Genomic DNA, 24229 nt, shown 5'->3' with positions numbered 1-24229 from the left:
TTGGGAAACTGCTTTTTATATACTTTATAATTAATATCATATACTTAAGTATCTTTTCTATCGGAGGTCTCCATGCTACCAGGTTCATTTTTAAAAATCTTCAGATCCAAACAAAAATCATACAAAATGGTTCTTATCCTATCCATCATTGAATTCTTTGAAGAAACTCAATCCGTCCAAGCTCCATTGGATCAACTAGCTCAAAAGTTCCTTAAATACTTCCAAGACGAAAGCGAGCTAGGAAATATAGTCGATTCTCCACCCGAACAAAAGGCAGATGGATGGAATGAATTTTCGCTAAACCAAACAAAATCCCTACTAAAAACACCAATTGATGCTCTATCCTCTGTTCTCACATTCGACCAAGTAAATCAAACCATTACCTTCTCCGACCCTGATTTGTTTAACGAAGACACACTTAAGGAGCTTAAAGAATACGCCATGCAAGAACTGGACAATTACAATAAAAAGCTGGAATTGAATAGAACGACTCATTCTCCTTTCTCCTTACACGATGCATTATCGCAGATCATGAACACGTATCTCCAAGCCAAAATGGAGTCGTTCGCACAGCACCCTTTAGGCATCTTAGTTAGAAATTCTATTCCTGGCCAGTTGAAGGATCTATTATCTCTAAATGAGCAATACAAGGTTCAAGGTTCCGTTGGTCAGGGTAACTGGGCAACTATTCCTTGGATTGCACTCATGGATCGAAGAGTTACACAGACGACTCAACAAGGGGATTACATTGTATATTTATTTTCTGAGAATATGGAATCGGTTTACCTTACTCTAGCTCAAGGTGTTACTGAACCCTTAAAGCAAGGCAAACTCAGAGGATACGAGTACCTCAAGAACAAAACTCAAGAAATCCGTAGCCTGATCCCACTAGATGGACTACATAAGGATGAGAATATTTTTCTTATGGAAAAAAGCGGCCTGGGCCGAGATTACCAAGTCTCTACGGTAGCGTATATCAAATACGATAGAGATACATTGCCGGAAGATGAAGTCCTCCTACAAGATCTTGAGAACCTCGTTTCTAACTACAAACAGTATGTAAACATCGTGTTACAAGATAGAGCAGATGAAACTACTCCAGAGGAGGAAATAACTCCAGTGAGCATCAATGTCAGAGAGCAACTAGAACAAGTGAAGCAATATATTCACCACAAAGGCTTTCTTTACCCAGATGGCCTCATGGAGAATTTCTACTTATCTCTCAAGACCAAGCCGTTCGTCATTCTAGCCGGGGTATCGGGAACAGGGAAGACGAAGCTGGTGAAGCTCTTTGCCGAAGCTTTGGGTGCTACCATGGCGAATGGACGGTTTACTTTAATCCCGGTAAGACCAGACTGGAGCGACCCGTCGGATCTGTTAGGTTATAAGGATCTTTCTAGTGTGTTTAGACCTGGGCGTTTAACGGAAGTGTTAGTAGAGGCATCTAGAGCTGAGAATAAGAACAAGCCTTATTTTATCTGTCTGGATGAGATGAACCTGGCGCGTGTGGAGTATTATTTCAGTGATCTGTTGAGTGTGATGGAAACCCAGGAATGGCATGGAAGTCGAATCGTAACTTCGGCGTTGATTGGACCGGAGTCTTTAAGAGAGGAAGATCAGTCGATATATGGTGGCCTGACTCTGCCGGATAATGTGTACGTGATTGGAACGGTCAACATGGACGAGACGACACATCCTTTTAGCAAAAAGGTGCTGGATCGCGCGAACACGATTGAATTCAACTATATTAATCTGGAGCAATTTCCATCTAAGGGTGTTGAGATAGATGAGCTTGAATCTTCGAGTTCAAGTAATATTTTCTTGCGAAGTGAATATTTGCAGTTAACCGATATGTATAACGACTACCCGGAGCTTGTGCGTTCGACAACAGACAAACTAGTGAAGATCAACAACATCTTAGAGGAGATTCATTCGCACGTAGGCTTCAGGATTCGGGATTCGATCTGTTTTTATATGACGTATAATCAGCGGTTTGAGCTATTACCAGAGGACAAAGCGTTCGATGGACAGCTTCTTCAGAAGATTCTACCTCGCATCCAAGGAAGTAGCTTATCTGTTAAGAAGGTATTGCTGCTTCTAATGCAGGAGGCGATTGGCAAAACAATTCCTGTTAAGGATTTCTTAGATGACGCTTCTGAATTGTATCTAAAATATGGCAGTAAGCAGCAGGTCGAGGAAGTGAAGTATCCACAGTCTGCACGGAAGCTTGCCTTTATGATTCGGAGGTTAGAGGAAGATGGGTTCACCTCATACTGGCTTTCTTAATCATAGCGTAGAGCTGATCCGGATCGAGACGAATCTTTTTAACCTCTATATTCAGGGCAAGCCCTATCATTCGACCGTAGAATCCTTGCAGCTTCATCGGGATGATGTGGGTGCATGGATGGATTCTAATACTCTGCAGATTAGCACTTTAACCCGTGAGCTTGAGGTGGAGAACATCTTTGTTTTTTCGCCGGAGCAGGGACAGCTGGTTCCATGGCATACGGGGGAGAAGAGCTATCCGTTATTCTATGAAACGCAGGCATATGAGCTCGTTGTTGAGAAGAAACAGGGGACCGAGCTAATCTTCTACCATGACAATCTGTATTTACGGCAGGCGATTAAGCCACTTGGGCAGTCGATCCTTTCGGGTATTTTGAATTTTCAGAACGAGGTGGGGTTAACCGAGCTTGAGCTTCGTCAGCAGGGCCGGTCACTATTCCAGCTTCAGATCGAGATTTATCCGTCCAAGATGGATTACAAAAGGGATTACCAAATGATTCTGAGTGACATTAATCGGCAAATTTATAATTTATCCTTTGATTTTTTGAGAAAGACTTATCATCTGACAGGGTTAAAGGAGACACAGAATCAGAGTCTAACCGAATTTTTCACGATATTGCAGCATGTGTTTGATCAGCTAAGACAAGCCGTGGAACGAATTCACGCAAATCCTCATTACAGCCTAGCTAAAGAACAGCGCATCGTAGATGCAGCCAAGGTCAGGAAGGCGGGAAAAGAAAATATCGCGTTTCTCGCCAAACGACCGTACCTGTTGACCCATCATGAAGCGCATGGATTTATTCCACATCAGGGGCAGCGCCTGCATCCATCTCATGCCCTTGAAACCAAGCGCCAAGTTCAGTTCGATACATTGGAGAATCGTTTTGTAAGATGGGTGCTTATCAGGGTATCGAAGAAGCTGCAGGAGATGAAGAGAAAGCTGAGTGCCTCAGGTAAACTGCAGGATCCCGTACTGGATAAGAAGATGACTTCGATTCAAAATCAGGTACAGCGTCTATTACAGCTGGATTTTCTAAAGGTTGGTGAGATGAAGCAGCTATCGGTGTCATTAGTGCTGCAGATGGCGCCGGGATATCGCGAGGTGTATCGAAGTTACTTAATGCTGATGAAGGGTCTAAGCGTGCAAAGTGATCTATTCCGTTTGTCGATGAAGGATTTAGCCCAGCTGTATGAATATTGGTGCTTCCTGAAGATTAACGAGCTCCTCGGGCAGAAGTATGAGTTATTGAAGCAGGACATGATTAAGGTGAATCGGACGGGCGTGTTTTTTACACTCGACAAATCTCAGTCAGCAAGGATGAAGTATCGGAACCCGAGGAACGGTGAAATCTTCACGCTTTATTATAATAGGCTGCCAAGTGGTGATCGGAGTGCGACGTTAGGCCAAAGACCGGATAATGTGCTTACTTTGAAGAAGAACGATTCCTCAATGGAATATAAATATATTTTTGATGCCAAGTACCGGATCGATCCTGCCTATGAAGGCTCTTATTATTATGAGAAGTATAAGCAGCCTGGACCGGTGGAAGAAGATATTAATACGATGCACCGCTATCGGGACGCGATTGTCTACAGTGAGGGTGGTCAGGAGCTAGAGCGTAGTATGTTTGGCGCTTATGTGCTTTTCCCATATCATGATGAGCAGTCTTACCGCGAGCATAAGTTTTATAAGAGCATAGAACTCGTAAACGTTGGGGCCTTTCCCTTCTTGCCGAATGCGACAGAGCTGATGGATAAGTTCTTGGAAGAGATTATTATGGACAGTCCCGAAAAAGCTTACGAAAGGTCTACAAGACCTCGTGGTACTCAGGGGTACTATAAAAACAAGCTTGCAGGCAAGAATGTGCTCGTCGGCTCGTTAAGAGAAGTAGCTCAATTAGAGAGTTCACTTCAATACAAGTACTACCATTTGCCGCTGAGTAATATCGTAGATCACCAAATACTTACGCAAATTGAATATGTAGCGGTGTATCAATCCATTGGAAAATTCGCTGATACAACGGGAGAGACAGGAATCCATTATGTCGGCAAGGTGAAGAACTGGAAGGTAATGAGAAGAGGGGAGATCAAGGAACGTCCTGCACGCTCAGGTACGGAGGATCAGCTCTATGTGAAGTTCCGTATCGAGGAATGGACGAAACGACCAGAGCCCATTGTATCCGGTGGACTTGGAATTTATAGATTACTATACACCTCCAAATACATCTTTGACCGGGCAACTGAAATTGCCGAACTGAAACTGGAAACGGAAGAACAGTTAAGTGAATGGCGGGAGAAGAGACGTAGAGGTGCGGTAAAGGTAGAGCTGGATCATACGCAGGTGGACTTGGCCCAGCAGGTTAAAGACATTCGGGTGGATGAATAGGCGGGAAGCAATAGTTAGCTTCATGAAAAGGACTCAATTTTCGATACTTAACACTTTGATGGGCTTCGTGCCTTTCGAGGTGTTTTTGTGCTGGGCGGGTCATTATAAGTTCGCAATGAAAATATCGAATGCTAGTATCGGAAGGTAGAGGATTTGGAGATGAATATTATTGTACCATAGAATATCATTAGTACTATAAACTAATCAGCAGGACAAAAGGGACGGTGATAAACATGATCGAAGTAGCCGCAGCTATTATTGAAGAAACAGATGGACGTATGCTCATCGCACGAAGGAGAGAAGGGAAGTCTCAAGCAGGATTATGGGAGTTCCCAGGCGGCAAGATTGAAGTTGGTGAATCACCGGAGTTGTGCTTAATCAGAGAGCTGCAGGAAGAGATGAATATCAAGATTGAGCCCTATGCTTTTTTTGCTGTGAATGAGCACACCTATGATACGGTGACGATTCGACTTATTGCATATAAGGCAAGAATACTGGGAGGAACCATTCAGTTATCTGATCACGATGAATACAAATGGGTACAAGCGGGGGAACTGACACAGTATCAATTTGCTCCAGCAGATATTCCTTTTGTCGAACAATTATGTGCTCATTAATGAAGGTCTTCCGTATGAATCGAGTTGTATAATGAAGGGACATGGGTACCTATTCCATAGGGTGATATATAAGTAAAATTATACCTATCTATAAATGGAGAGGTAGCTTATGACAAGAATCAAAGTTCCTATTGAGGTACTGCTATCGGTATCTGATCAATTCGATCATGCATCTAACCAGCTTAAGATGATCAATGAGAACCTTCTCCGGCAAATCTTTATGCTTATGTCCAATTGGTACGGTCAGAGAGGGGATCTCTTCCAAACGGATTTCAAGACAGCTTATGAACAGATGAATGTGACCATAGAGCGTATGCATGTAATCAGCCAGGAGCTGAAGGGAATTGCCGTTCGCTTCATGGATGCAGATCAGTTGAATGAATTTATGGGCGAACAGCGGATGGAGCTATTTACTAAACTAAGTACAACAAATAACATTAGCGAGCCTTCTAAATCATTCTTGGAAAAAGCAGGAGACGTCGCAGCAGATTTTGGCAGTGGGGTTAAAAAGGGCCTTGGTGATCTGGGGGATTCATTAAAAGACACAGCAACTAACTTATACGAAAATCCAATGGAGACGCTGGGTGATATGGCATATAACGCTACTATAGGAACAGCAGAAGACATAAAAGGTGCTGTTATATGGGGCAAAGATATGGTCATGGATGAAGAGAAGCGAGTTGCATTCTGGGACGGCACTCAGGAGAACATTCAGGAATCCGGCGGTTTCCCTAACTATTTAGGTGAACAAGCAGCATTTATATTAGGTTCTGCAGCAATTAGTAGAGCTGGGATCAAGGGAGGCTCAAAATTAAAACCTGAATCTGGTAGTGATGGAGGTAGTGACAAGGGGAATTCTGCAGAATCGGCACAGACTGATGATTTAAAGTATGCTGAATCCGGAGGAAGAGATATATCCCCAGAGCAGTTCTATAGAGAAGAAGCGATTGCTGAAGAAATGTATGATAAATTTAGAGACTTAGGCACGAAAGATGTAGAAGCTATCGCAAAAAATACAGACTTTCCTCTTAGCAGGGTTCAAAGGATCAAAGATCATGTTTTTAGTAACTTACACATTAAAGATCATGGTATTGGGCGATTTGATCCAGACTATGAACTAGCACAGGCTTGGGAAAGATTAATGAATGGTCAGCATATAGATTCTGATATACAATTATTACATCATGAAATTTTTGAATCAAAATTTGAAGGAATATTCAAGACTAATTATAGAACAGCACATGATAAAACAATAAAATCAGGAAGAGTATGGGACTGGGAAAAGAATTATGAGGAGTGAGAACAGTGGCGGTATTTGTGATCATGCTAAAGGATTATGAGGATGAAGAAAGAGTAGTATATCGTTATGGACCAAATGAAGAAACAATGGGGAAAATTGAATATCATAAAAAAAATGATGTTATAAATCAGCTTACTTCAATTGATTCTGACAATTATTCTGATGAATTCTTTTTCAAAAGAGCTGGTAGAAGGCTGGCTAGAATGATTATTAAAGAGAATAGGAATTTTGTCGATAGGACAACGATTGAATCATAACTCGTACATTTGCTAAACTTAGGCTCCTTTCCACTTGAATTATGAGTAGGAATGAGCTTTTTTGCATTCTTAAATTAAACATTGTCGACCCAAAAAGGCCTGGAAAGCGTAGTCGAATCTATTAGATACTTGAAACGGCCTTTGTTAAGAACCCCATTGGTACGGTTGGAGATATGGCGTACAATGCGACAGTAGAGACATAGAGGATGTTGTGGGTATTGCCGCATGGGGCAAGGATGGATATGATCATGGATAAAGGAGAACGAGAAGCTTTTCTGGATGGAATGCAGGAGCAAGTAAATCAATCCGGAACAGCAAACTTCGTCGGTGAGCAAGCTGGTGTAATGTTAGGCTCTATTCTGGTAGAACTGGAATTAAATTGGAAGTGCTCAAAAAGGGAATTCTGAAGTGACAGGGAAAGTACTCAGTGAGAGTTACGATTATAGAAAAGTAAATAGATACACAAATAGTAATGGGGAAGCACTAGCTACGAGGAAAGAAATTAAAGAATTCAAGAAGAAATGGAATCAATTAGGTGTGCCTGTAGTAGTAGATAAAAAGAGAAAGATTCTTACAGGTGATTTTGAAGCTGCATTTGATTACGTGGAATGGACAGATATTCATTAAGAAAAAACCTTCTGTTGTTAATATGTATCACGTGGATTAGATGGGAGGGTTGATGAACGAATAGAAAGTTTATTTTTTGATGAAGGCTATACATTTAGGATAAACCCAGATGATAGAGAGAATGATGATATACGGCCAGCTTGGAGAGTAACGGTTGATCTTGAGCCTAATCCATTTTTATTTGAAGACTATACTTTAATAGTATCAGATCCTGATAAGGCAGTAATGGGTATGTTAGATGCTAATGGGCATCCAGTATCGGAAGGTAATGATTTTACAGATGAAGATATAGAGTACATTATGAGTGACGAAGAACCGGAAAAGGATAAGGCGTAGGTTAAATAAATAAGGGTGATACAAGTAAAATTATACCTATCTATAAAATGGAGAGGTAGCTTATGACAAGAATCAAAGTTCCTATTGAGGTGCTGCTATCGGTATCTGATCAATTCGATCATGCATCTAATCAGGTTAAAGGAAATAAAAAAGTTGAAAGATAATTATCTGAAGGAACCTGCATTTACACTTAGATTAAGTGGGGAACATTTTCAAAGTGAAATAGGCTGTTTAGGAGAACAACTTGTTCAAATATTAACCTGTATTCAGCATGAAACATCCAATCTTACTTGGTTTGCTTTTGATGTGTTTGGTAGCAGTAATCAGCCGTCAGAAGTGTTGTTTCCAAAGCCTTACTCGGGAATCCTAAATACAGATGAACTGATCAAAAAAGTAGAAAAGATAGTACAATTTCATCACGAAGCAGAATTGGAAATTCGTCCATTTGATACTTCATACTTTGAGGTTTACGGAATGAACAAAGATATTGAAGCCAAAATTAAATCTTGTTTTGTGTAATCTATGAGTTATTGATCCAGTGAGCCTACACAAAGATTTACTGCTTTATCTGTATCCCTTTAATAGGAGGAACGAGCCCATGTACATATACGAAACACTGGATAACATAGATACTCAAACCTTGCATCGCGCATTTATAGAAGCCTTTTCCGATTATCAGGTGAGTATGAATCTGTCGCTTGAAGCTTTTCAAAAGATGCTTGTTAGAAGAGGTTATTCTCCAGAGATTTCGATCGGTGCATTTACAGAACCTGGACATGAGCTTGTTGGCTTTATCCTGAATGGAATGAGGATGTGGGATGGAGCACGAACGGCATATGATCTTGGAACCGGCGTCACTTCTTTACATAGACAGCAGGGTATCTCAAGCAGCATGTTCCAATCTGTACGAGAAGAACTCAAGCGAAGTCAGGTGGAGCAGTATTTGCTGGAGGTCCTACAAAACAATAAGGCTGCCTTTGAGCTATACAAAAAGCAAGGGCTTTCCATTACAAGAAACTTCTCGTTTCATAAGCTGGAACAGGGCTGTTTTCATGCAAAAGAGCTGACTTATGACATCGAGTACCTGACAAAAGTAGATTCGGATACGTGGGAACAGCTACAACTGTTGTGGGATTTCAGCCCCTCCTGGCAAAACTCGATGGATTCCATTCGTGCAGTAGAGAGGCAGTTTGTCTATGCAGTCGTGAGGCAGGAGAAGAAGATTGTAGGTTACGGCATCGTAGACTCAGCAACAGGCGATGTCCCGCAGGTCGCGGTGCTTCCGAAATACAGGCGCAAAGGGATAGCGACAAACATAGTAGCTGCTTTGATCAAGCATTCAAAGGGTGAGCAACTGCGAGTTGTTAATGTGGATGATACATGTGAGGGTATGAAGTTGTTTTTGCATGAAATAGGATTTGAAACGATTGGACATCAATATGAAATGATGCTTACTATTGATTGAGATGGAAAGAAATAAGAAGATGGAATATAGAACATGCATATATAGATCCCTTGAGACGGTATGTGATCCGAAATATTTAAAACAAGCACTGGAGGTTATGTAAATGGTAAATAAACAGAGGACATTAACGCAGGAGCAGCAGGAAGAGATCCTTATGATATTAAAGAAGCGCTTTGAGAAGCATATGGATCGCCATGAGGGAATCGAATGGAGCGCAGTAGAAGATAAGCTGCACACTCAGCCAGAAAAGATATGGTCGTTATCTGAAATGGAGAGAACCGGCGGTGAACCTGACGTGATTGGTTTTGATGCAGAGCTTGGTGAATACACATTCTGTGATTGTTCCGCAGAAAGCCCGAAAGGCCGCAGAAGTATCTGTTACGATCATGAAGCGCTGGAGTCTAGAAAGCAGCATAAGCCAGAGAACAGTGCGGTGAACATGGCGGCTGAGATGGGAATTGAGATGCTGACGGAAGAACAATTTCGGGAGCTGCAGCAGAAGCTTGGAAAGATCGATAACAAAACATCAAGCTGGATTAAGACACCTCCGAACATTCGAAAACTTGGTGGGGCGATATTTTGCGACTACCGGTATGATACAGTGTTTGTGTACCACAACGGGGCAGATTCCTATTACGGTGCCAGGGGCTTCCGCGGTTTGCTTAGAGTTTAATTATAGATTGAAAAATAGCTGAACAATGACAATAAGCTTCACTTCTTAATAAGTGAGGCTCTTTGGCATATGCGTCTCGGCACAGCGGCTAAACTGATATAAAAGTCATATGCTCATTCATGAAGGACTTCTGTATGAACTCGAGATGGCGAAGAAAGGACAGGGGAACCTTTTTCATTGAATAATATATTTGCAAAATTATACCTGTCTGGATTGATTTCATAATAGTCTGAGTTAAATTCATCTATTATAAATAGAGAGGTAGCGTATGACGAGAATCAGAGTTCCGACTGAGGTGCTGTTATCGGTATCCGATCAGTTTGGCCAAGCTTCTCAGCAGCTGGGTATAATCAATGAGAATTTGCTCAGGCAGATCTTCACGCTATTAACCCAGTGGGATGGTCAGAAAATGCTGGTCTTTCAATCGGAGTTTAAGACAGCCTATGAGCAAATGAATGTAACCATAGAGCGTATGCAAGTGATTAGCCAGGAACTAAAGGGAATTGCCGTTCGATTCATGGATGCGGATCAGCTGCAGGATTTTATGGGCGATCAGCGGATGGAGCTATTCGCTAAACTAAGTACGATAAGTACCCCTAGTGAGCCGCCTAAATCATTTATAGATCAAGTTGGAGACACCGCAAAGGACTTGGCAGGAGGACTCAATAAAGGTCTGGGAAGTGTAGTCGAATCATTAAAAGATACAGGAACGGCCCTTGTTAAGAATCCTATCGGAACTTTAGGAGATATGGCTTATAATGCTACGGTAGGAACCGTTGAGGATTTCATCGAAGGTGCCGCTTGGGGCAAAGATATGGTCATAGATGAAGCGAAACGAGAAGCATTCCTGGAAGGAATTCAGGAGGAGGCTAACGCATCTGGAAAAGCTAACTTCGTTGGCGAACAGGCAGGCGTAATGTTGGGTTCATTTCTGGTTGGCAGGCTCGGGATTAAGGGAGGTCCGAATCATAAACCGGATACGGGTGGAAGCGGAGGTAGATCAAAAGAAAATACTGAGGGTATGGGTCAAGCCATGAGCAATATGATCAACGACATAAGAACAAAGACCCCAGATCAATTGCTCAAAGAAGGCTGGCAGGATGTAACTAATCCAAGGAAAGCCCAGAATACCTTGTCTCGGGAATATTACAGCCCTGAAACAGGTGTCAAAATCAGTTATGATCCAGGAAAGAAGGGTGCAACAGGATTCGAAGCAGTAGACCATTACCATATCCAGAATCGGAGTTATACCGATAAAAAGGTCGATTATTATTTTGATATTGACGGAAATCCAGTGGGTAAAGGTTCGAAAGCTTCTCATATAGTAATAAAGGACGGTGAGTAAGTATGAAAATAGATACCTTTATTGAAGAATACGATTTACACGATAGCTTAATAGATAATATCGGTATTAATGGTGAGAAACTGGTTCTCGATATTGATCTTTGTAATTGGAGACAAAAAAATTACAGTCCCGAGGAAGATGAAATGAAAGTAATTAAGATTACTTTCGATAATGTACAAAGTTATCATTTAGATTCAACAAATGATACGGTAGATTCCGATTCAATCTTGGAGATCAGTTGTTCGGATGTAGATTCTTCTTCAACATCGAAAGACATAAGAATCGTCTTTGAAGGTGAAGGAGATATAAAAATAATGACATTTAGAAGTGACAATGTAACCGTAGAGTAGTTAGTATAACCTTGATTGAGTGTTCGTCACTTATTCAAGGTTTTTCTTTACCTAGATGATTTCTTGTATATAGATAACCTTCACAAGAGACAGAGAAATATAAATTAGGAAAAATATTTAATAATACTCAAATTTCATACATTTAGGACATGACAATTACATTATTATGTGATATATTTTTGAGAATTCCGCCTAAAGAGGACTAGTGTCCTTGTACAGTGGACAAAAAATATGACATTAATAGGTGATGACATCATGAATAAGAAGAAGCTCGGCTTGCTGCCGAAGATATTGATTGCCATTCTACTCGGGATTGCGGTGGGTTCGTTTTCACCGGAGTGGCTTGTTGCAGGGCTTGCTACCTTTAGCGGTCTGTTCGGCAACTTTTTAGGCTTCGCCATACCTTTGATTATTATCGGATTTATAGCGCCAGGGATCGGCGAGCTGGGAAGGGGGGCAGGACGTCTGCTGGGGTTAACGACAGGTCTTGCCTATGTTTCTTCCATTATAGGGGGCTTGCTGGCGTTTCTTGCTGCAACCTTGTTATACCCGTATATATTGGAGGCGGGAAGCCTTACCCAATCTTTTAGCAATCCGGAAGAGGCACTGCTTGCGCCTTATTTCACCGTAGATATGCCGCCTGTATTCGGGGTCATGACTGCCTTGCTGCTGGCCTTCACACTTGGGCTTGGGGCTGCGGTCATTAAGGGACAAGCTTTGCAGAATGTGATGGTTGACTTTAGAGCCATTGTCGAGAAGCTGATTGCATCAGTTATCATTCCGCTGCTTCCTTACCATATCTTCTGTGTATTTGCCAATCTGACGTATGGCGGACAGGTGACGATGATTTTATCTGTCTTTGTTAAAGTGTTTGTCATGATTATCGTCCTGCATATTCTTTATTTGGTCATACAGTACACGGTGGCTGGACAGATTGGCCGCAAGAATCCGTTCACCCTGCTCAAAAATATGATTCCCGCTTACTTTACAGCGATAGGGACACAGTCCTCGGCTGCAACGATTCCGGTGACGCTTCGTCAGACGAAGCTGAATGGAGTCAAGGGGAAGGTAGCTGATTTCGTTATTCCGCTGTGTGCGACCATACACTTATCCGGCAGTACGATTACGCTGGTAAGCTGCTCGATGGCCGTTATGGTGCTGACGGGGATGCCGATTACCTTCGGCTCGATGTTCCCCTTCATCTTAATGCTGGGTGTTACCATGGTGGCTGCTCCTGGCGTTCCCGGTGGTGCGGTCATGGCCGCACTCGGTCTCTTGGAGTCCATGCTCGGCTTCGATACGACGCTGACCTCACTGATGATTGCGCTGTATATTGCTCAGGACAGCTTCGGAACAGCAACGAATGTTACAGGTGACGGTGCTATCGCGATCATCACGGATCGAATGAGCAAGTCGGAACCTGCATAAAATATTAAAACAGCTCAGCGCCTCTCATACGAGATGTCTGAGCTGTTTTTACATGGAAAGTAGCGGAAGAGGCTAATTCTAAAAGGGGAAAAGATTCGTACATCTCTTTCTTGAATTTCATGGATGTAAACTGTGCTGCATAAGATGGATGCCAAAGTAGTCTATCTTCTATTATTGTGTGGCCAATAGCCCAGCTGAAATATTAGAACAAAGTGTTTGTAAATCCGTACAAACCACGATTTAATTCCATCTCTAATTCAAAAAAACAGTTGCCATAAAATCACACCTATAGTATATTCAGTTCATAAAAACGTTTTTATAAAAAGGAAGACGGCAGATGAGAAAGGTAACGATCAAAGATGTGGCAAGGGAGGCGGGAGTGTCGATCTCAACGGTCTCCAATGCCCTGAACGATGTGGATGTGCTGAATCCGGAGACGAAGTCGCATATTCTGGATGTCGCGAAGCGCCTGAATTATGTGCCGAACATCAACGGCAAGCTGTTGAAATCGGGCAAATCGAAGATGCTGGGCTTCTTCACCACAAGCGTGTCAGGACCGTATTTCTATACGCTGGTGGAGACAATGTCACGGGAATGTGACCGCCACGGATACGGTCTGAATATCTTCGTAACCAAGGATAAGCAGGTTATTATGAGCAACATTCTTGGCGGCCGAGTAGATGGCGTCATTGTCTACGAAGAGCTCAGAATCGACGAGAATGACATTGCCATTATGGAGAAGAACAACATCAAGGCGGTGTTTCTGGATCGTGAGATACAGAATGAATCCATGGGAAGCATTATCTTCGATTCCTATGTGGATGCGTATGAAGCTACGAAATACCTGATCAGTTTGGGTCACAAAAAGATCGCCTATATCGCGGGTGTAGAGACGATGTTCGATAGTGAGCAGCGGAAGGCCGGGTACCTTGCGGCGCTGACTGACTATGGCCTGCCGGTCGATGAAGACTATATTCTGCAGGGTTATTTTGAAGAGGAAGGCTCATACGGTGCGGTCAAATCATTTGTAAATGTGCATGGCAGCAAGCTGCCGGATGCATTCCTTGCAGGCAACGACCTCAGTGCAATCGGGGCGATGCGTGCGCTCAAATCACTCGGATACGAAATTCCACAGGATACGAGCGTCGTTGGCTTTGACGATATCGACATTGCACAGTATTTTTCACCATCGCTGACCACAGTGCGGAACCAAATCGCAAGGCAGGGCATACTTGTCGTGAACCATTTGATTCGCATGATCCAGGAGAAGGAAGAGGGCAGGCATGAGAAGCTGCCGGGAGAGCTCATCGTTAGAGGCTCGACGCAGATCAAAATGGTGCGGGATTAACCTTTTTACAACAAAAGGGAAGTTCCCGCCCAGTCTAATAGTAAACGCTTACAAATCGAGAGATGTAAAAAGTAACAGTGAAATGAATGAAAGTAGATTAGAAACGTGAAAAAGCAGTGAAAGTAGTTCAAGCAAAGCTTATCAAGATCCTTCATTTGATGAATCTTTATTTAGCATTTATGAAAGCGGTCTTATTTGAAAAAAACGTGATATTTTTTTAACAAAAAATAAAAACGTTTTTATGTTTCTTTTAAAAAATTTCAAAAGGAGAGAAGCAAATGAGCAAACCAGCTCTGATTCAGCCGGTTGATACCTCGTCAGGCACGATGAGGCCGCCAGCCAAGAAGCCCATGGGACAGCGGATCAAGGAATTTTGCGTTGATTACGTGAAGCAGTGGGAGCTGCAGTCCATGATTCTTCCGGGCGTACTATTTATGATCATCTTCAACTTTATTCCGATCTATGGACTCACGATCGCCTTCAAGAGCTATACCGTAATTGACACAATCGACAGTGCGCCATGGGTCGGGCTCGACAACTTCAAGATTATTATGACGGATCAGTATTTCTGGGAATCGGTCATTAATACGCTTGGCATCAGCTTCCTGAAGCTGGCGATCGGGTTTGTTGTACCTATCATTCTAGCCATCATGATCTATGAACTAAGCGGCAGCCGCTTTAAGAAATTTGTCCAGACCGTATCCTATCTTCCTCACTTTCTCTCCTGGATCGTACTTGGCGGGATGCTGATCACCTGGGTGTCGACGACAGGTCTGTTCAATCAGATTCTGCTCTCTCTCGGTCTGATCTCACAGCCGCAGAACATCCTGCTCGACCCAAGCAAATATTGGTGGATCGCCGTTCTGTCTGACATCTGGAAGGAAGCGGGCTGGGGGACGATTCTGTACCTGGCGGTGATGTCCAAGATCGATCCTACCTATTATGAAGCTGCCAAGATCGACGGAGCCAACCGGCTTCGCCAAATTTGGAACATTACAATTCCGAACATGAAGATGATCATCAGCTTGAACCTGATTCTGACCGTGAGCGGACTACTCGGCTCGAATCTGGATCAGACACTTGTGCTCATGAACTCACAGAACCGGGAAAGTGCAGAGGTCATCAACTCCTATGTAGTACCGGATGGGGATGACGCAGGGCGATTTTTCTTATGCGACAGCAGTGGGTCTCGGCGTATCGATCGTTTCGGTCATTTTGCTGCTGACGGCAAACAAGATTACGAGCAGGCTGAACGATAATCAATCCGTGCTATAAGGTTTTATATAAGGGGGGAAATACTTGTGAACTCAAGAGCAATTAAAGGAGACATCGACAGCCGGCTCTTTAATGCGGTAAATACCACACTGCTCGTCATTACGATGATTGTGATCATCGTTCCGCTCTGGAATGTCGTGGTTTCATCCTTTGCTTCCAGCCGGGCATTGGCAGAGGGTGGTTATATCTTCTGGCCATCCGAGCTCTCACTGGAGAACTACCAGGCGGTGTTCCGGGATTCATCGATTTGGCAGGCTTTTTTCATATCCATCTCCAAGACCGTCATCGGGGTAGTCACTCATGTGTTCTTCTGTGCGATGGTCGCCTATGGTCTCAGTAAAAAATACGTACGCGGCCGCAAGCTCTACGTTTCTATGGGTGTCATTACGATGTTCTTCTCCGGCGGCATGATCCCTACCTACCTGCTGATCAAGGACCTCGGTCTGCTGGACAGCTTCTGGGTATACATCATTCCGGCGCTGCTCAGCTACTACGATGTCGTTATTCTGATGAACTTCTTCCGAGGTGTGCCGGAAGCGCTGGAGGAATCGGCTAAGATCGACGGAGCCGGCGACTGGAAGGTGTTCCTCAAAATCTTTATCCCGCTGTCCATGCCGGCCATGGCGACCATTGCACTCTTTAACGGAGTCGGGCAATGGAATGATTTTATGACTACCAAGCTGTATGTCACGAATGAAGCACTGTATCCCTTGCAGATGAAGCTGTATGAGATTATTGTGCAGTCGCAGACACAGTCTATGCAAAATATCGGGGGATCGGTTGTCATCGAGACGGCGACCAAAGGCGTACAGCTGGCGACGATCGTCATTACCACGCTGCCGATTGTCATTATCTATCCGCTCTTGCAGCGTTATTTTATCTCAGGCATGATGCTCGGGGCAGTCAAAGAGTAGGAGCTCAGTCCATATTGGGGCATACGTTTGCAGTCATTCGCAGGCCAAGTTACGGCATCACAAGAAGCACAACATAGATCTGATGAATTTCTTTTTTTGTAAGAATCACTTTTATTCAGTAAGCGCTTTAATATCAAGAGGAGGGTATGAAATATGTCTAGAAGAACACTCGGTATTGGCAAAAAAGGCTTCACTCTGACAGCTGTCATGATGTCCGTTATGCTGCTCGTGAGCGCTTGCGGCGGGGGAGGCTCGAGCTCCAAGGAAGCAAACTGGATCTCCATTGAGGATCGTTATACACCGGATGCAAGCAAGCCGGCATGGCAGCTCGACACGAAGGAAGAAACGACGCAGCTGACCTGGTATGTGAACGCAGATTGGTGGAACACGGATTACGGCAATGACGTTGTAACGAAGAAGATCAAGGAAGACCTAAACATTGATATTAAATTTATCACAGGTGATGACACGAAGCTGAATACGTTCTTTGCGGGCGGCGACATGCCGGATCTCATTACGACCTTTGGCATCAATTCCCCTGTGGTACAGAAGGCTTCGACGTGGGCACTTCCGCTAAACGATCTGGCTGAGCAATACGATCCTTATTTCAACACCGTGGCTGCGCAGGATACACTGAACTGGTTCCAGCTCGCAGACGGCAAGACGTATGGTTACCCGAACTACTCGAATACGCAGGAGGACTACGATCAAGGGACGATTCCGGCCAAGACGGCCTTCATTATTAGTAAGGATGTGTATGAAGCGCTCGGAAGTCCAAGTGTAGGGACGCCGGAAGAGTTCCAGTCCGTCATGAATGACATCAAGGCACAGTTCCCTGAGCTGATTCCACTTGGCTTTAACTCGATTGGCGAAGGCACTGGATCTCTAGGTGACGTACTTCAGGATTTCATCGGAGTTCCGCTGGAGGATGCAAATGGCGGCTTCTATAACCGCAACCTGGATGAGGATTATCTCACTTGGCTGAAGACACTAAATATGGTATATCGTGACGGCAACATTAGCGATGACAGCTTTGCTGATGACGGAACCGCATTTGAGGAAAAAGTGAAATCCGGCAAGTACGCGACCATTATGCTCGACGGCACACCGCAGCAGGGAGGTAACCTGCAGATCTTCATGACGGCCAACCCGGGCAAGGAGTACATGGCTATTGACGGACCTCAGAGCACAGTCTCCAATGCGCCGAAGCTGAATCAATCCGGAATCTCGGGCTGGATGGTCAGCTTCATTACGAAGCAGAACGCCGATCCTGCCAAATCCATGCAGCTGTTCACCTATCTCCTCAGTGAGGAAGGGCAAATGCTGATGAACTACGGGATCGAAGGCGAGACATATGTGAAGAACGCAGATGGAACGGTGCAGTTTACACCGGAGGTCAAAGAAATTCAGCAGAACAATGCGGATCAGTTCAAGAAGGAATACCGGATGGGTGAATTCATGTTCTTCGGACATGACAAGCACAAGACGCTGAGTGAGGATGCCTTCCCTGAGTCGATCAAGCAGATGCAGGCATGGGGTGAAGGCAAGCTGGTACCGCATTTTATCCTCGAAAATATTGATCCGGACCAAGGTACACCGGAAGCGCGTGCCCTTACAGCGATCAACACCAAGTGGAACACTTCAATGGTGAGTATGATCCGGTCTAAGGACGATGCCCAGTTTGAAGCGGTACTGAATGAATACAAAGGGTTCCTCGATGCCAACAGCTGGGAGAAGATTGTAGAGATCCGCAGTGAGAAGATGAAAGCGAACAAAGAGAAGCTTGGTCTGTAATGTAATTTGGAAGCGAGAATGGGATGTTAAATATGGAAGTCTTAAAACGGAAGAACTCGGAGGAGAGCAGCATGCGGAACTTGACGAACTTGAACATCTACGAATCAAATGGAGAGCAATCCCTGTATGTGAACAAAACGAGAGAAGAACTCACACCGCCTGATCCCAAGGCACACTTGTGCAGCATCATCATCGACGACAGCGAGCAGTATCAGGAGTTGGATGGATTCGGAGCTTCCTTTACCGATTCGGCAGCCTATCTGATCCATCAGGTGCTCTCGCCCGAGCAGCGGGAGGAGCTGATGCTTCGGCTGTTTGATCCCGCTGAAGGTATCGGCTTGTCCGTTATACGGAATCCGATGGGTGCTTCAGACTATGCCCGGGACTTCTACAGCTACAATGACCTGCCTGAAGGAGAAACGGATTCAGAGCTTGCGAGCTTCTCCATCGCGCATGATGAAGCAGATATTATCCCACTCATGAAGGAGGCTGTTCGTCTGAATCCCCAGCTCAAGCTGATGGGCTCCCCATGGAGCCCGCCGGGCTGGATGAAGACAAGCGGCTCCATGATCGGCGGTGAGCTGATCGAGGAGTACTATCCGGCATATGCCGGGTATTTCGTACGGTACATTAAGGCTTATGCGGCGCATGGCTTGCCGGTCTACGCAATTACACCGCAGAATGAATCCTTGTATTCACCTGGTCATTATCCGGGCATGATTTTTCCAGCAGAGGATCAGGCCAGATTCATCAAGAATCACCTGAAGCCTGAGTTCGTCAAGAATGGACTCAGCACCAAAATCCTGTGCTACGACCACAACTGGGATCAGCCGGAATATCCGCTGACCGTGCTGGAACAGGCGGCGGAAGCCGTGGATGGAGTGGCTTGGCATTGGTATGGGGGCCGCCCAACCGCACAGACTGCTGTGTTCCGGGCCTATCCTGACACAGAGGTGCATTTCACGGAAGGCTCCGGAGGAGAATGGATTCCGCCGTTTGAGCAGGCCTTCTCCAATGTCATGCGTACAGGAATTGAAATCCTGCGCAATTACAGCAAATCCTTCGTACTGTGGAATATGGCGCTTGATGAGAACAACGGACCGACAGTGCCGGGCTTTGGTAAGAGCACCTGCCGCGGGATTGTGACTGTTCATCAAGAGACGCGTGAGCTGACGTATACTCTGGATTATTATGCGCTTGCCCATTTCAGCAAGCATATTCGCCCGAAGGCGGTGCGAATCGGCTCCAGCAGCAATGAAACCGTCCGTTCTGTGGCGTTCAGGAACACGGACGGCTCCATCACCGTCGTATTGTTCAATGACAGTGAGGATGAGAGCTCTGTAGAGGTGCACGTTCCAGGTGCAGACTGTGTAAGCTTTGGAATGGCGGCGAAGAGCGCACTGACTCTAGCATTTCAGTAGATAGCAGAGCCGACATGTTGCTTCATCTATAATTGTATAACAAGATCAAGGCGAGGGTCATCCATTCAGTGGATGAAGCCCTCGCCTTGTTTGGCTTGTCTCAATATGCTGGATGAACACCACTGTATGAGTCGCAAATGATGAATTGTACTCAATTCAGCTTGAAAGACTAAACCCATCCAATAGATAATCCCATGTTACGTCGTCCCCAGCCCGGTTTGGAATCCCCAGAGAGCAGATACCGGGGAGTGCCCAGCCGTTATCTACGACGGAATTCAGTCCATCGATGCCATTCACGATCAGGATGTGGAAGCTGCCACCCGTAAGCGAACGGAGCACTGTCTGGAGCTGAAGCGCTTCCTCATAAGTGCTCCCCCAACGGATAAACAGGGTATTCGGGCTGTTGCGCAAATGGTTCAGCAGACGCTGGCAGCGTCTGTCGATTTTTTCTTTGAAAGCGGGGTGGAAAGTAGTCCAATCCTGGCCCTCAACAACAGGGAAATCATGCACCGAAATAACATTATATTGGTGATCCTTCACAAAATAGGATTTAACAGGTGTAACGATCTCGTTGTCCACATAAGTAGCATAACCGTCAATGAGTCCCATATTAGAGAGCTCCATATACCCTTGAAACTGGTTCATCAGCAGCCGATTTATATCGGTCAGCGATAAGGCGACAGACCAATCCAGTGGACCGGAGAAGGTACGAAGTCCCTTTCTACGGAGATGCGCGGCCGGTTCGCATGAGCTGCCGAGGCTGATATAACAGGTGTAAGCACCCTTCAATTCCTGCAAGATCATGTAGACTTCACTTCTTCCTCGTAATTTCTATATTTTATGTTCGCAGCGCTGCAAAGTTCAGGTCATAAGTGGAGAGAAGCGAGATCTAAGACCTTTGATTTTGTTCAAGCAAACAAGCTAAAATAGTGATGAATCGCTAACCGTACTGCTTATTGTATGAATTTGAGAGAAGAATAGGGAGGTAGCTTGAACGATGATCATTGCTAGTGTAAAAGAACACTTCCGCGCGTATAACAGAGAACAGGATGTACTTGAGTTCGATACCTCTAGTGCAACGGTGGATATGGCCGCAGAAACGATTGGTGTGATCCCGGCTCGAATTGCGAAGACACTCTCTTTCCGTGGAGCAGACGAGAATGCCGTCCTGATCGTCGCAGCAGGTGATGCCAAGATCGATAACAAGAAATTCAAGGATCTCTTTGGCTATAAGGCGAGAATGCTGGGTTCGGAGGAAGTAGTCGTACAGACAGGTCATCCCATTGGCGGGGTGTGTCCATTTGGCTTAGCTCGCGAGCTTGATGTGTATCTGGACGTGTCCATGAAACGATTTGAGAGTCTGTTCCCTGCCTGCGGCAGTCCAAATTCTGCGATCGAGCTGACCTGTGATGAACTGGCTCTGTATTCCCATGCGAACGATTGGGTTGATGTCTGCAAAGGCTGGCAAGAGGAAGAAGCTTCGACATAAGTATATGAGAGAAAAGGAAGCCCTCCAGCATCAATACGCTGGGGAGCTTCCTTTTTATATGGCTGAATTACTGAGAAGTCACTAAATCCGAATTCAGCTGTTACTGTCCTGTAACGTCTTCTCCATGGCTTGCGCGGTTTCATTCAGCTTCTGGATACTTACCACAATCTCATTCACCCGGTGCTGCTGCAGCTCGGCGCTCGCCAGCACCTCCTCGACAGAAGCAGCCGACTGTTCTGTAACGGAGGATACGGAGGAGATCTCATCGGTGATTTGAGTGGATGCAGACTGGAGTTGAATGTTCAGCTCAAGCAGATGGTCTGACTGGTCCATGACTTCCTTTGTATTCGTATTGATTTGCACAAATAGAGCTGTGATGATATCCGCCGATTCAGCTCCAGAGCGGGAAGCGGTCTGGCCATCCGTAATGCGGACAGCAGCCGAGCTGATATTGCTCTGGATTGAGGATAGAATGTCAGCGATGTCCGATGATGCACGATGGGTCAGCTGAGCAAGCTGGCGAATCTCCTCGGCCACAACAGCGAAGCCTCTGCCGTGTTCTCCTGCGCGGGCCGCTTCAATGGAGGCATTAAAGGACAGCAGATTGGTCTGCTTCGCAATCTCCTCAATAGAAGAGAGGATGCCGCCAATTTTTACATTTTCCGAATTGACCTTCTCCATGATCACCGCTGTATTATCGACGAGCTCTGAGACCTGATGCATTTTGGCTGCAAGATCGGTAATTTGGTCTTGGCCTTCCTTAGTCAGTTCGGCGGCAATAGTGGCTTTTTCACTTGTCGTCTCTGAGGCAGCGAAAGTACGCTGAACCGAATCATTCAGGCTCTCCATCGCGGAGCTGATATCGGAAACGCTGCTTGCCTGGGATTCGATGCCTGCCGACATCTCATGAAATGCAGCCAGTACCTCGGCGTTGATCTTTCCTGCCATGACCGCATTCTCGTTCAGTTCCTTGCCTGATGTATTGAGTGTTGCCGAGACCGTTCTTGCTTCATTAATGAGCAGTTCGACCCGTTCTTTGGCTTCGTTCGCTTCATTCATGCTAGCGTTCATATTCCCCAGCATTCGAGTCCCGACCGTGCTCTGACCAATCAGTGTGAGCAGGACGACGATATAGAACGTGTTGAGTCCGACAATATCCGCTCCGACATATGCAGTAGCGCCGAAATAATTCAATAAAGCCAGCCCGATGATTCCGTTTAGAATCATGATAAATCGATCCATATAGAGGGAGCAGAAGGCCAATCCCAAGTATAATACGAGTGAATTGGTTACAGCTGAACCCATCGACATAATCGAAAAGCTAATAATGTTGATACCGATAACCATTAAGAGCTTAATTTGCGGAATAAATAGCTTTTTCCAATATAGGAAGGTGCTTAATAAACAAATAGGAATGGCAGGATAGGCGATTGACAATACCCCGTCCATTGAATCGATTGTCGATACGATACCAAGGGTGGTACATATCCACAGCAGTAGTACCAGCAGACCGTTTCTTTTGTGAAGTTCGAGTAAATCTTGAGTCATTCATGTTCCTCCTGTAGTTGAAAAATAGGGATTCGGTGTTTATCTTTTCACAAAAGAATCTGCTATTGGTTTCTTGAAAAAATGTTAAGATAAACAATACCGGACTGAATCAAATCCAGCGTTCTACGCAGCAATGAATTTGAGTCAATACAAATATATCGTCCAAAATAATTACATATCTTAGATAATTTTTCATGTTGGTATAAATTACCTTATAACAGGAGGAAGTAGAATTGAGGAAGGCAGTTATTAACATAATGTATGCGATTCTAATCATCATCGCTCTCTTGGGTTTACTCATCACCGATATGTCGGCAAGCAATGTCATGCTGTCCATTGCAGCGATAATCATCTGCGCGGGAGGACTCTATCTGGTTAACCGGAAGAAGAAGTGAGCGAGACAGGAAAGAGTTGATACAAGTACTAGAAATGTGAAGTGCGAATGTATAGTGAACATAAATTGCTAGAGAGATTCGCACTGTGACTATTTGCAACTATTTTGTATTATAGATAATATATGGGTCTATGTTGCGAGAAAGAATTAATTAGTATAGATGTGCCTCTCTTTAGAATGATGTTTCGACAATATTTGCTCGAATATCGGAGTCGCATCCTACGTGGATGCGTGGATTGAAATACGTCTTGAGCGGCATCGCTACCCATCGCCGTAGTCGCATCCTACGTGGATGCGTGGATTGAAATTAGGGATATATATCACCCCTCTCCTTTAAAAAAACGACGTCGCATCCTACGTGGATGCGTGGATTGAAATAAAGTTTCGATATAATCATTTACAAAAGACATATTCAAGTCGCATCCTACGTGGATGCGTGGATTGAAATACCTTCAACGTCTAAAGTAAACCAATCATCTAAGTCGCATCCTACGTGGATGCGTGGATTGAAATACTCAAAAGTCTAATCAGTGACTACGATCTTACGTCGCATCCTACGTGGATGCGTGGATTGAAATCTCACATTAACTATCGACATCATAGTGTAAGTCAAAGTCGCATCCTACGTGGATGCGTGGATTGAAATCCGGCAGGATAAGCGTAATCTGTCCCCTGTTTAGTCGCATCCTACGTGGATGCGTGGATTGAAATTGATCCTTGTAGTTATTGAGCACATCGCCCAGGGTCGCATCCTACGTGGATGCGTGGATTGAAATTGGCCTCGTATCCGATGAGACGTTTATAGCTTAAGTCGCATCCTACGTGGATGCGTGGATTGAAATCCATGGGAGGTGCTATTTACGTCATCGTCGAATAGGTCGCATCCTACGTGGATGCGTGGATTGAAATCTTGGTGTAGATGCTCCAGAACAGGCAAGTGGAGTCGCATCCTACGTGGATGCGTGGATTGAAATCA

The 24229-nt window shown here is 44.7% G+C and carries 21 protein-coding genes, 2 pseudogenes and 1 CRISPR repeat array (1 of these 24 running past the window's edge); of the genes and pseudogenes, 21 read left to right on the top strand and 2 right to left on the bottom strand.

Features of this window, described 5'->3' with window-relative positions; genetic code table 11:
- Positions 1 to 72 precede the first annotated feature (72 nt).
- The 19 genes and pseudogenes from ACFQ3J_RS15620 to ACFQ3J_RS15530 all read left to right on the top strand — a co-directional run bounded on the left by ACFQ3J_RS15620 (position 73) and on the right by ACFQ3J_RS15530 (position 19822).
- The gene (locus tag ACFQ3J_RS15620) at positions 73 to 2286 is read left to right on the top strand and encodes an MrcB family domain-containing protein (protein WP_251582562.1); all 2214 of its coding nucleotides are present in this window, start codon (positions 73 to 75) and stop codon (positions 2284 to 2286) included.
- Complete coding sequence (locus ACFQ3J_RS15615; protein ID WP_251582560.1) at positions 2258 to 4672, top strand: restriction endonuclease-like protein; 2415 nt, start codon at positions 2258 to 2260, stop codon at positions 4670 to 4672. Before ACFQ3J_RS15620 ends, ACFQ3J_RS15615 begins: the two co-directional genes overlap by 29 nt.
- Positions 4673 to 4905: 233 nt before the next feature.
- Positions 4906 to 5289: a (deoxy)nucleoside triphosphate pyrophosphohydrolase gene (locus ACFQ3J_RS15610; protein ID WP_251582558.1), complete on the top strand. Its 384-nt coding sequence runs from the start codon at positions 4906 to 4908 to the stop codon at positions 5287 to 5289.
- A gap of 109 nt (positions 5290 to 5398) precedes the next feature.
- A complete protein-coding gene (locus tag ACFQ3J_RS15605) occupies positions 5399 to 6589 on the top strand; it encodes a WXG100 family type VII secretion target (protein ID WP_251582556.1) in 1191 nt (396 codons plus the stop codon).
- 5 nt (positions 6590 to 6594) lie between these two features.
- Positions 6595 to 6846, top strand: a complete 252-nt coding sequence (locus tag ACFQ3J_RS15600) for a hypothetical protein (RefSeq protein WP_091160423.1) — start codon at positions 6595 to 6597, stop codon at positions 6844 to 6846.
- Positions 6847 to 7094: 248 nt separating this feature from the next.
- Positions 7095 to 7253, top strand: coding sequence for a hypothetical protein (locus ACFQ3J_RS15595; protein WP_251582555.1), 159 nt, complete (start codon positions 7095 to 7097; stop codon positions 7251 to 7253).
- A gap of 1 nt (position 7254) precedes the next feature.
- Positions 7255 to 7473 (top strand): zincin-like metallopeptidase toxin domain-containing protein, encoded by a 219-nt coding sequence (locus ACFQ3J_RS15590; RefSeq protein ID WP_251582554.1) that lies wholly within the window; start codon positions 7255 to 7257, stop codon positions 7471 to 7473.
- Positions 7474 to 7509: 36 nt separating this feature from the next.
- A pseudogene (locus ACFQ3J_RS15585) lies at positions 7510 to 7809 on the top strand (hypothetical protein); the annotation flags it as partial.
- A 153-nt stretch (positions 7810 to 7962) separates the two neighbouring features.
- Complete coding sequence (locus tag ACFQ3J_RS15580; protein ID WP_251582553.1) at positions 7963 to 8328, top strand: hypothetical protein; 366 nt, start codon at positions 7963 to 7965, stop codon at positions 8326 to 8328.
- Between the two features lie 79 nt (positions 8329 to 8407).
- Positions 8408 to 9274: a GNAT family N-acetyltransferase gene (locus ACFQ3J_RS15575; RefSeq protein ID WP_251582552.1), complete on the top strand. Its 867-nt coding sequence runs from the start codon at positions 8408 to 8410 to the stop codon at positions 9272 to 9274.
- A 103-nt stretch (positions 9275 to 9377) separates the two neighbouring features.
- On the top strand, positions 9378 to 9947 hold the full coding sequence (locus ACFQ3J_RS15570; RefSeq protein ID WP_251582551.1) for a DUF4256 domain-containing protein: 570 nt from the start codon (positions 9378 to 9380) through the stop codon (positions 9945 to 9947).
- Between the two features lie 268 nt (positions 9948 to 10215).
- Positions 10216 to 11292 carry a WXG100 family type VII secretion target gene (locus ACFQ3J_RS15565; RefSeq protein ID WP_251582550.1) on the top strand — a complete coding sequence of 359 codons (1077 nt, stop codon included), beginning with the start codon at positions 10216 to 10218 and terminating at the stop codon, positions 11290 to 11292.
- 2 nt (positions 11293 to 11294) lie between these two features.
- Complete coding sequence (locus ACFQ3J_RS15560) at positions 11295 to 11642, top strand: hypothetical protein (RefSeq protein WP_091160412.1); 348 nt, start codon at positions 11295 to 11297, stop codon at positions 11640 to 11642.
- A gap of 255 nt (positions 11643 to 11897) precedes the next feature.
- Complete coding sequence (locus ACFQ3J_RS15555) at positions 11898 to 13070, top strand: dicarboxylate/amino acid:cation symporter (protein ID WP_091160410.1); 1173 nt, start codon at positions 11898 to 11900, stop codon at positions 13068 to 13070.
- A 337-nt stretch (positions 13071 to 13407) separates the two neighbouring features.
- Entirely contained in the window at positions 13408 to 14418 is a 1011-nt protein-coding gene (locus ACFQ3J_RS15550) for a LacI family DNA-binding transcriptional regulator (RefSeq protein ID WP_251582549.1), read from the top strand.
- Between the two features lie 326 nt (positions 14419 to 14744).
- A pseudogene (locus ACFQ3J_RS15545) lies at positions 14745 to 15693 on the top strand (ABC transporter permease).
- Positions 15694 to 15719: 26 nt separating this feature from the next.
- Positions 15720 to 16607, top strand: coding sequence for a carbohydrate ABC transporter permease (locus tag ACFQ3J_RS15540; RefSeq protein ID WP_251582547.1), 888 nt, complete (start codon positions 15720 to 15722; stop codon positions 16605 to 16607).
- Positions 16608 to 16760: 153 nt separating this feature from the next.
- The gene (locus ACFQ3J_RS15535) at positions 16761 to 18401 is read left to right on the top strand and encodes a sugar ABC transporter substrate-binding protein (RefSeq protein ID WP_251582545.1); all 1641 of its coding nucleotides are present in this window, start codon (positions 16761 to 16763) and stop codon (positions 18399 to 18401) included.
- 32 nt (positions 18402 to 18433) lie between these two features.
- Positions 18434 to 19822 carry a glycoside hydrolase family 30 protein gene (locus tag ACFQ3J_RS15530; protein ID WP_251582543.1) on the top strand — a complete coding sequence of 463 codons (1389 nt, stop codon included), beginning with the start codon at positions 18434 to 18436 and terminating at the stop codon, positions 19820 to 19822.
- Positions 19823 to 19978: 156 nt separating this feature from the next.
- Here the strand turns inward: ACFQ3J_RS15530 and ACFQ3J_RS15525 are convergent, their stop codons facing one another.
- On the bottom strand, positions 19979 to 20626 hold the full coding sequence (locus ACFQ3J_RS15525; RefSeq protein ID WP_091160402.1) for a DUF1796 family putative cysteine peptidase: 648 nt from the start codon (positions 20624 to 20626) through the stop codon (positions 19979 to 19981).
- A gap of 193 nt (positions 20627 to 20819) precedes the next feature.
- Here ACFQ3J_RS15525 and ACFQ3J_RS15520 point away from each other — a divergent pair, with 193 nt between their 5' ends.
- Positions 20820 to 21311 carry a YbaK/EbsC family protein gene (locus ACFQ3J_RS15520; protein ID WP_251582541.1) on the top strand — a complete coding sequence of 164 codons (492 nt, stop codon included), beginning with the start codon at positions 20820 to 20822 and terminating at the stop codon, positions 21309 to 21311.
- A 93-nt stretch (positions 21312 to 21404) separates the two neighbouring features.
- On the opposite strand, the gene ACFQ3J_RS15515 is transcribed toward ACFQ3J_RS15520, so the two are convergent.
- Positions 21405 to 22859, bottom strand: coding sequence for a methyl-accepting chemotaxis protein (locus ACFQ3J_RS15515; protein WP_251582539.1), 1455 nt, complete (start codon positions 22857 to 22859; stop codon positions 21405 to 21407).
- A gap of 233 nt (positions 22860 to 23092) precedes the next feature.
- Here ACFQ3J_RS15515 and ACFQ3J_RS15510 point away from each other — a divergent pair, with 233 nt between their 5' ends.
- Positions 23093 to 23254 carry an LPXTG cell wall anchor domain-containing protein gene (locus tag ACFQ3J_RS15510; RefSeq protein ID WP_251582536.1) on the top strand — a complete coding sequence of 54 codons (162 nt, stop codon included), beginning with the start codon at positions 23093 to 23095 and terminating at the stop codon, positions 23252 to 23254.
- Between the two features lie 210 nt (positions 23255 to 23464).
- Positions 23465 to 24229: direct repeats of the CRISPR family, unit length 32 nt; unit sequence GTCGCATCCTACGTGGATGCGTGGATTGAAAT; it runs 66 nt beyond the window's last position.

The organism is Paenibacillus provencensis (assembly GCF_042678545.1).
Lineage (GTDB): Bacteria > Bacillota > Bacilli > Paenibacillales > Paenibacillaceae > Paenibacillus > Paenibacillus provencensis.
The sequence above is the reverse complement of the archived record's forward strand: the minus strand, read 5'-3'. Positions and strand labels throughout refer to the sequence as shown.

Coding starts and splice junctions, on each gene's coding strand:
- ACFQ3J_RS15620 (WP_251582562.1), top strand. CDS start 73: ATGCTACCAGGTTCATTTTTAAAAATCTTCAGATCCAAACAAAAATCA.
- ACFQ3J_RS15615 (WP_251582560.1), top strand. CDS start 2,258: ATGGGTTCACCTCATACTGGCTTTCTTAATCATAGCGTAGAGCTGATC.
- ACFQ3J_RS15610 (WP_251582558.1), top strand. CDS start 4,906: ATGATCGAAGTAGCCGCAGCTATTATTGAAGAAACAGATGGACGTATG.
- ACFQ3J_RS15605 (WP_251582556.1), top strand. CDS start 5,399: ATGACAAGAATCAAAGTTCCTATTGAGGTACTGCTATCGGTATCTGAT.
- ACFQ3J_RS15595 (WP_251582555.1), top strand. CDS start 7,095: ATGGATAAAGGAGAACGAGAAGCTTTTCTGGATGGAATGCAGGAGCAA.
- ACFQ3J_RS15575 (WP_251582552.1), top strand. CDS start 8,408: ATGTACATATACGAAACACTGGATAACATAGATACTCAAACCTTGCAT.
- ACFQ3J_RS15570 (WP_251582551.1), top strand. CDS start 9,378: ATGGTAAATAAACAGAGGACATTAACGCAGGAGCAGCAGGAAGAGATC.
- ACFQ3J_RS15565 (WP_251582550.1), top strand. CDS start 10,216: ATGACGAGAATCAGAGTTCCGACTGAGGTGCTGTTATCGGTATCCGAT.
- ACFQ3J_RS15560 (WP_091160412.1), top strand. CDS start 11,295: ATGAAAATAGATACCTTTATTGAAGAATACGATTTACACGATAGCTTA.
- ACFQ3J_RS15555 (WP_091160410.1), top strand. CDS start 11,898: ATGAATAAGAAGAAGCTCGGCTTGCTGCCGAAGATATTGATTGCCATT.
- ACFQ3J_RS15550 (WP_251582549.1), top strand. CDS start 13,408: ATGAGAAAGGTAACGATCAAAGATGTGGCAAGGGAGGCGGGAGTGTCG.
- ACFQ3J_RS15535 (WP_251582545.1), top strand. CDS start 16,761: ATGTCTAGAAGAACACTCGGTATTGGCAAAAAAGGCTTCACTCTGACA.
- ACFQ3J_RS15530 (WP_251582543.1), top strand. CDS start 18,434: ATGGAAGTCTTAAAACGGAAGAACTCGGAGGAGAGCAGCATGCGGAAC.
- ACFQ3J_RS15525 (WP_091160402.1), bottom strand. CDS start 20,626: ATGATCTTGCAGGAATTGAAGGGTGCTTACACCTGTTATATCAGCCTC.
- ACFQ3J_RS15520 (WP_251582541.1), top strand. CDS start 20,820: ATGATCATTGCTAGTGTAAAAGAACACTTCCGCGCGTATAACAGAGAA.
- ACFQ3J_RS15515 (WP_251582539.1), bottom strand. CDS start 22,859: ATGACTCAAGATTTACTCGAACTTCACAAAAGAAACGGTCTGCTGGTA.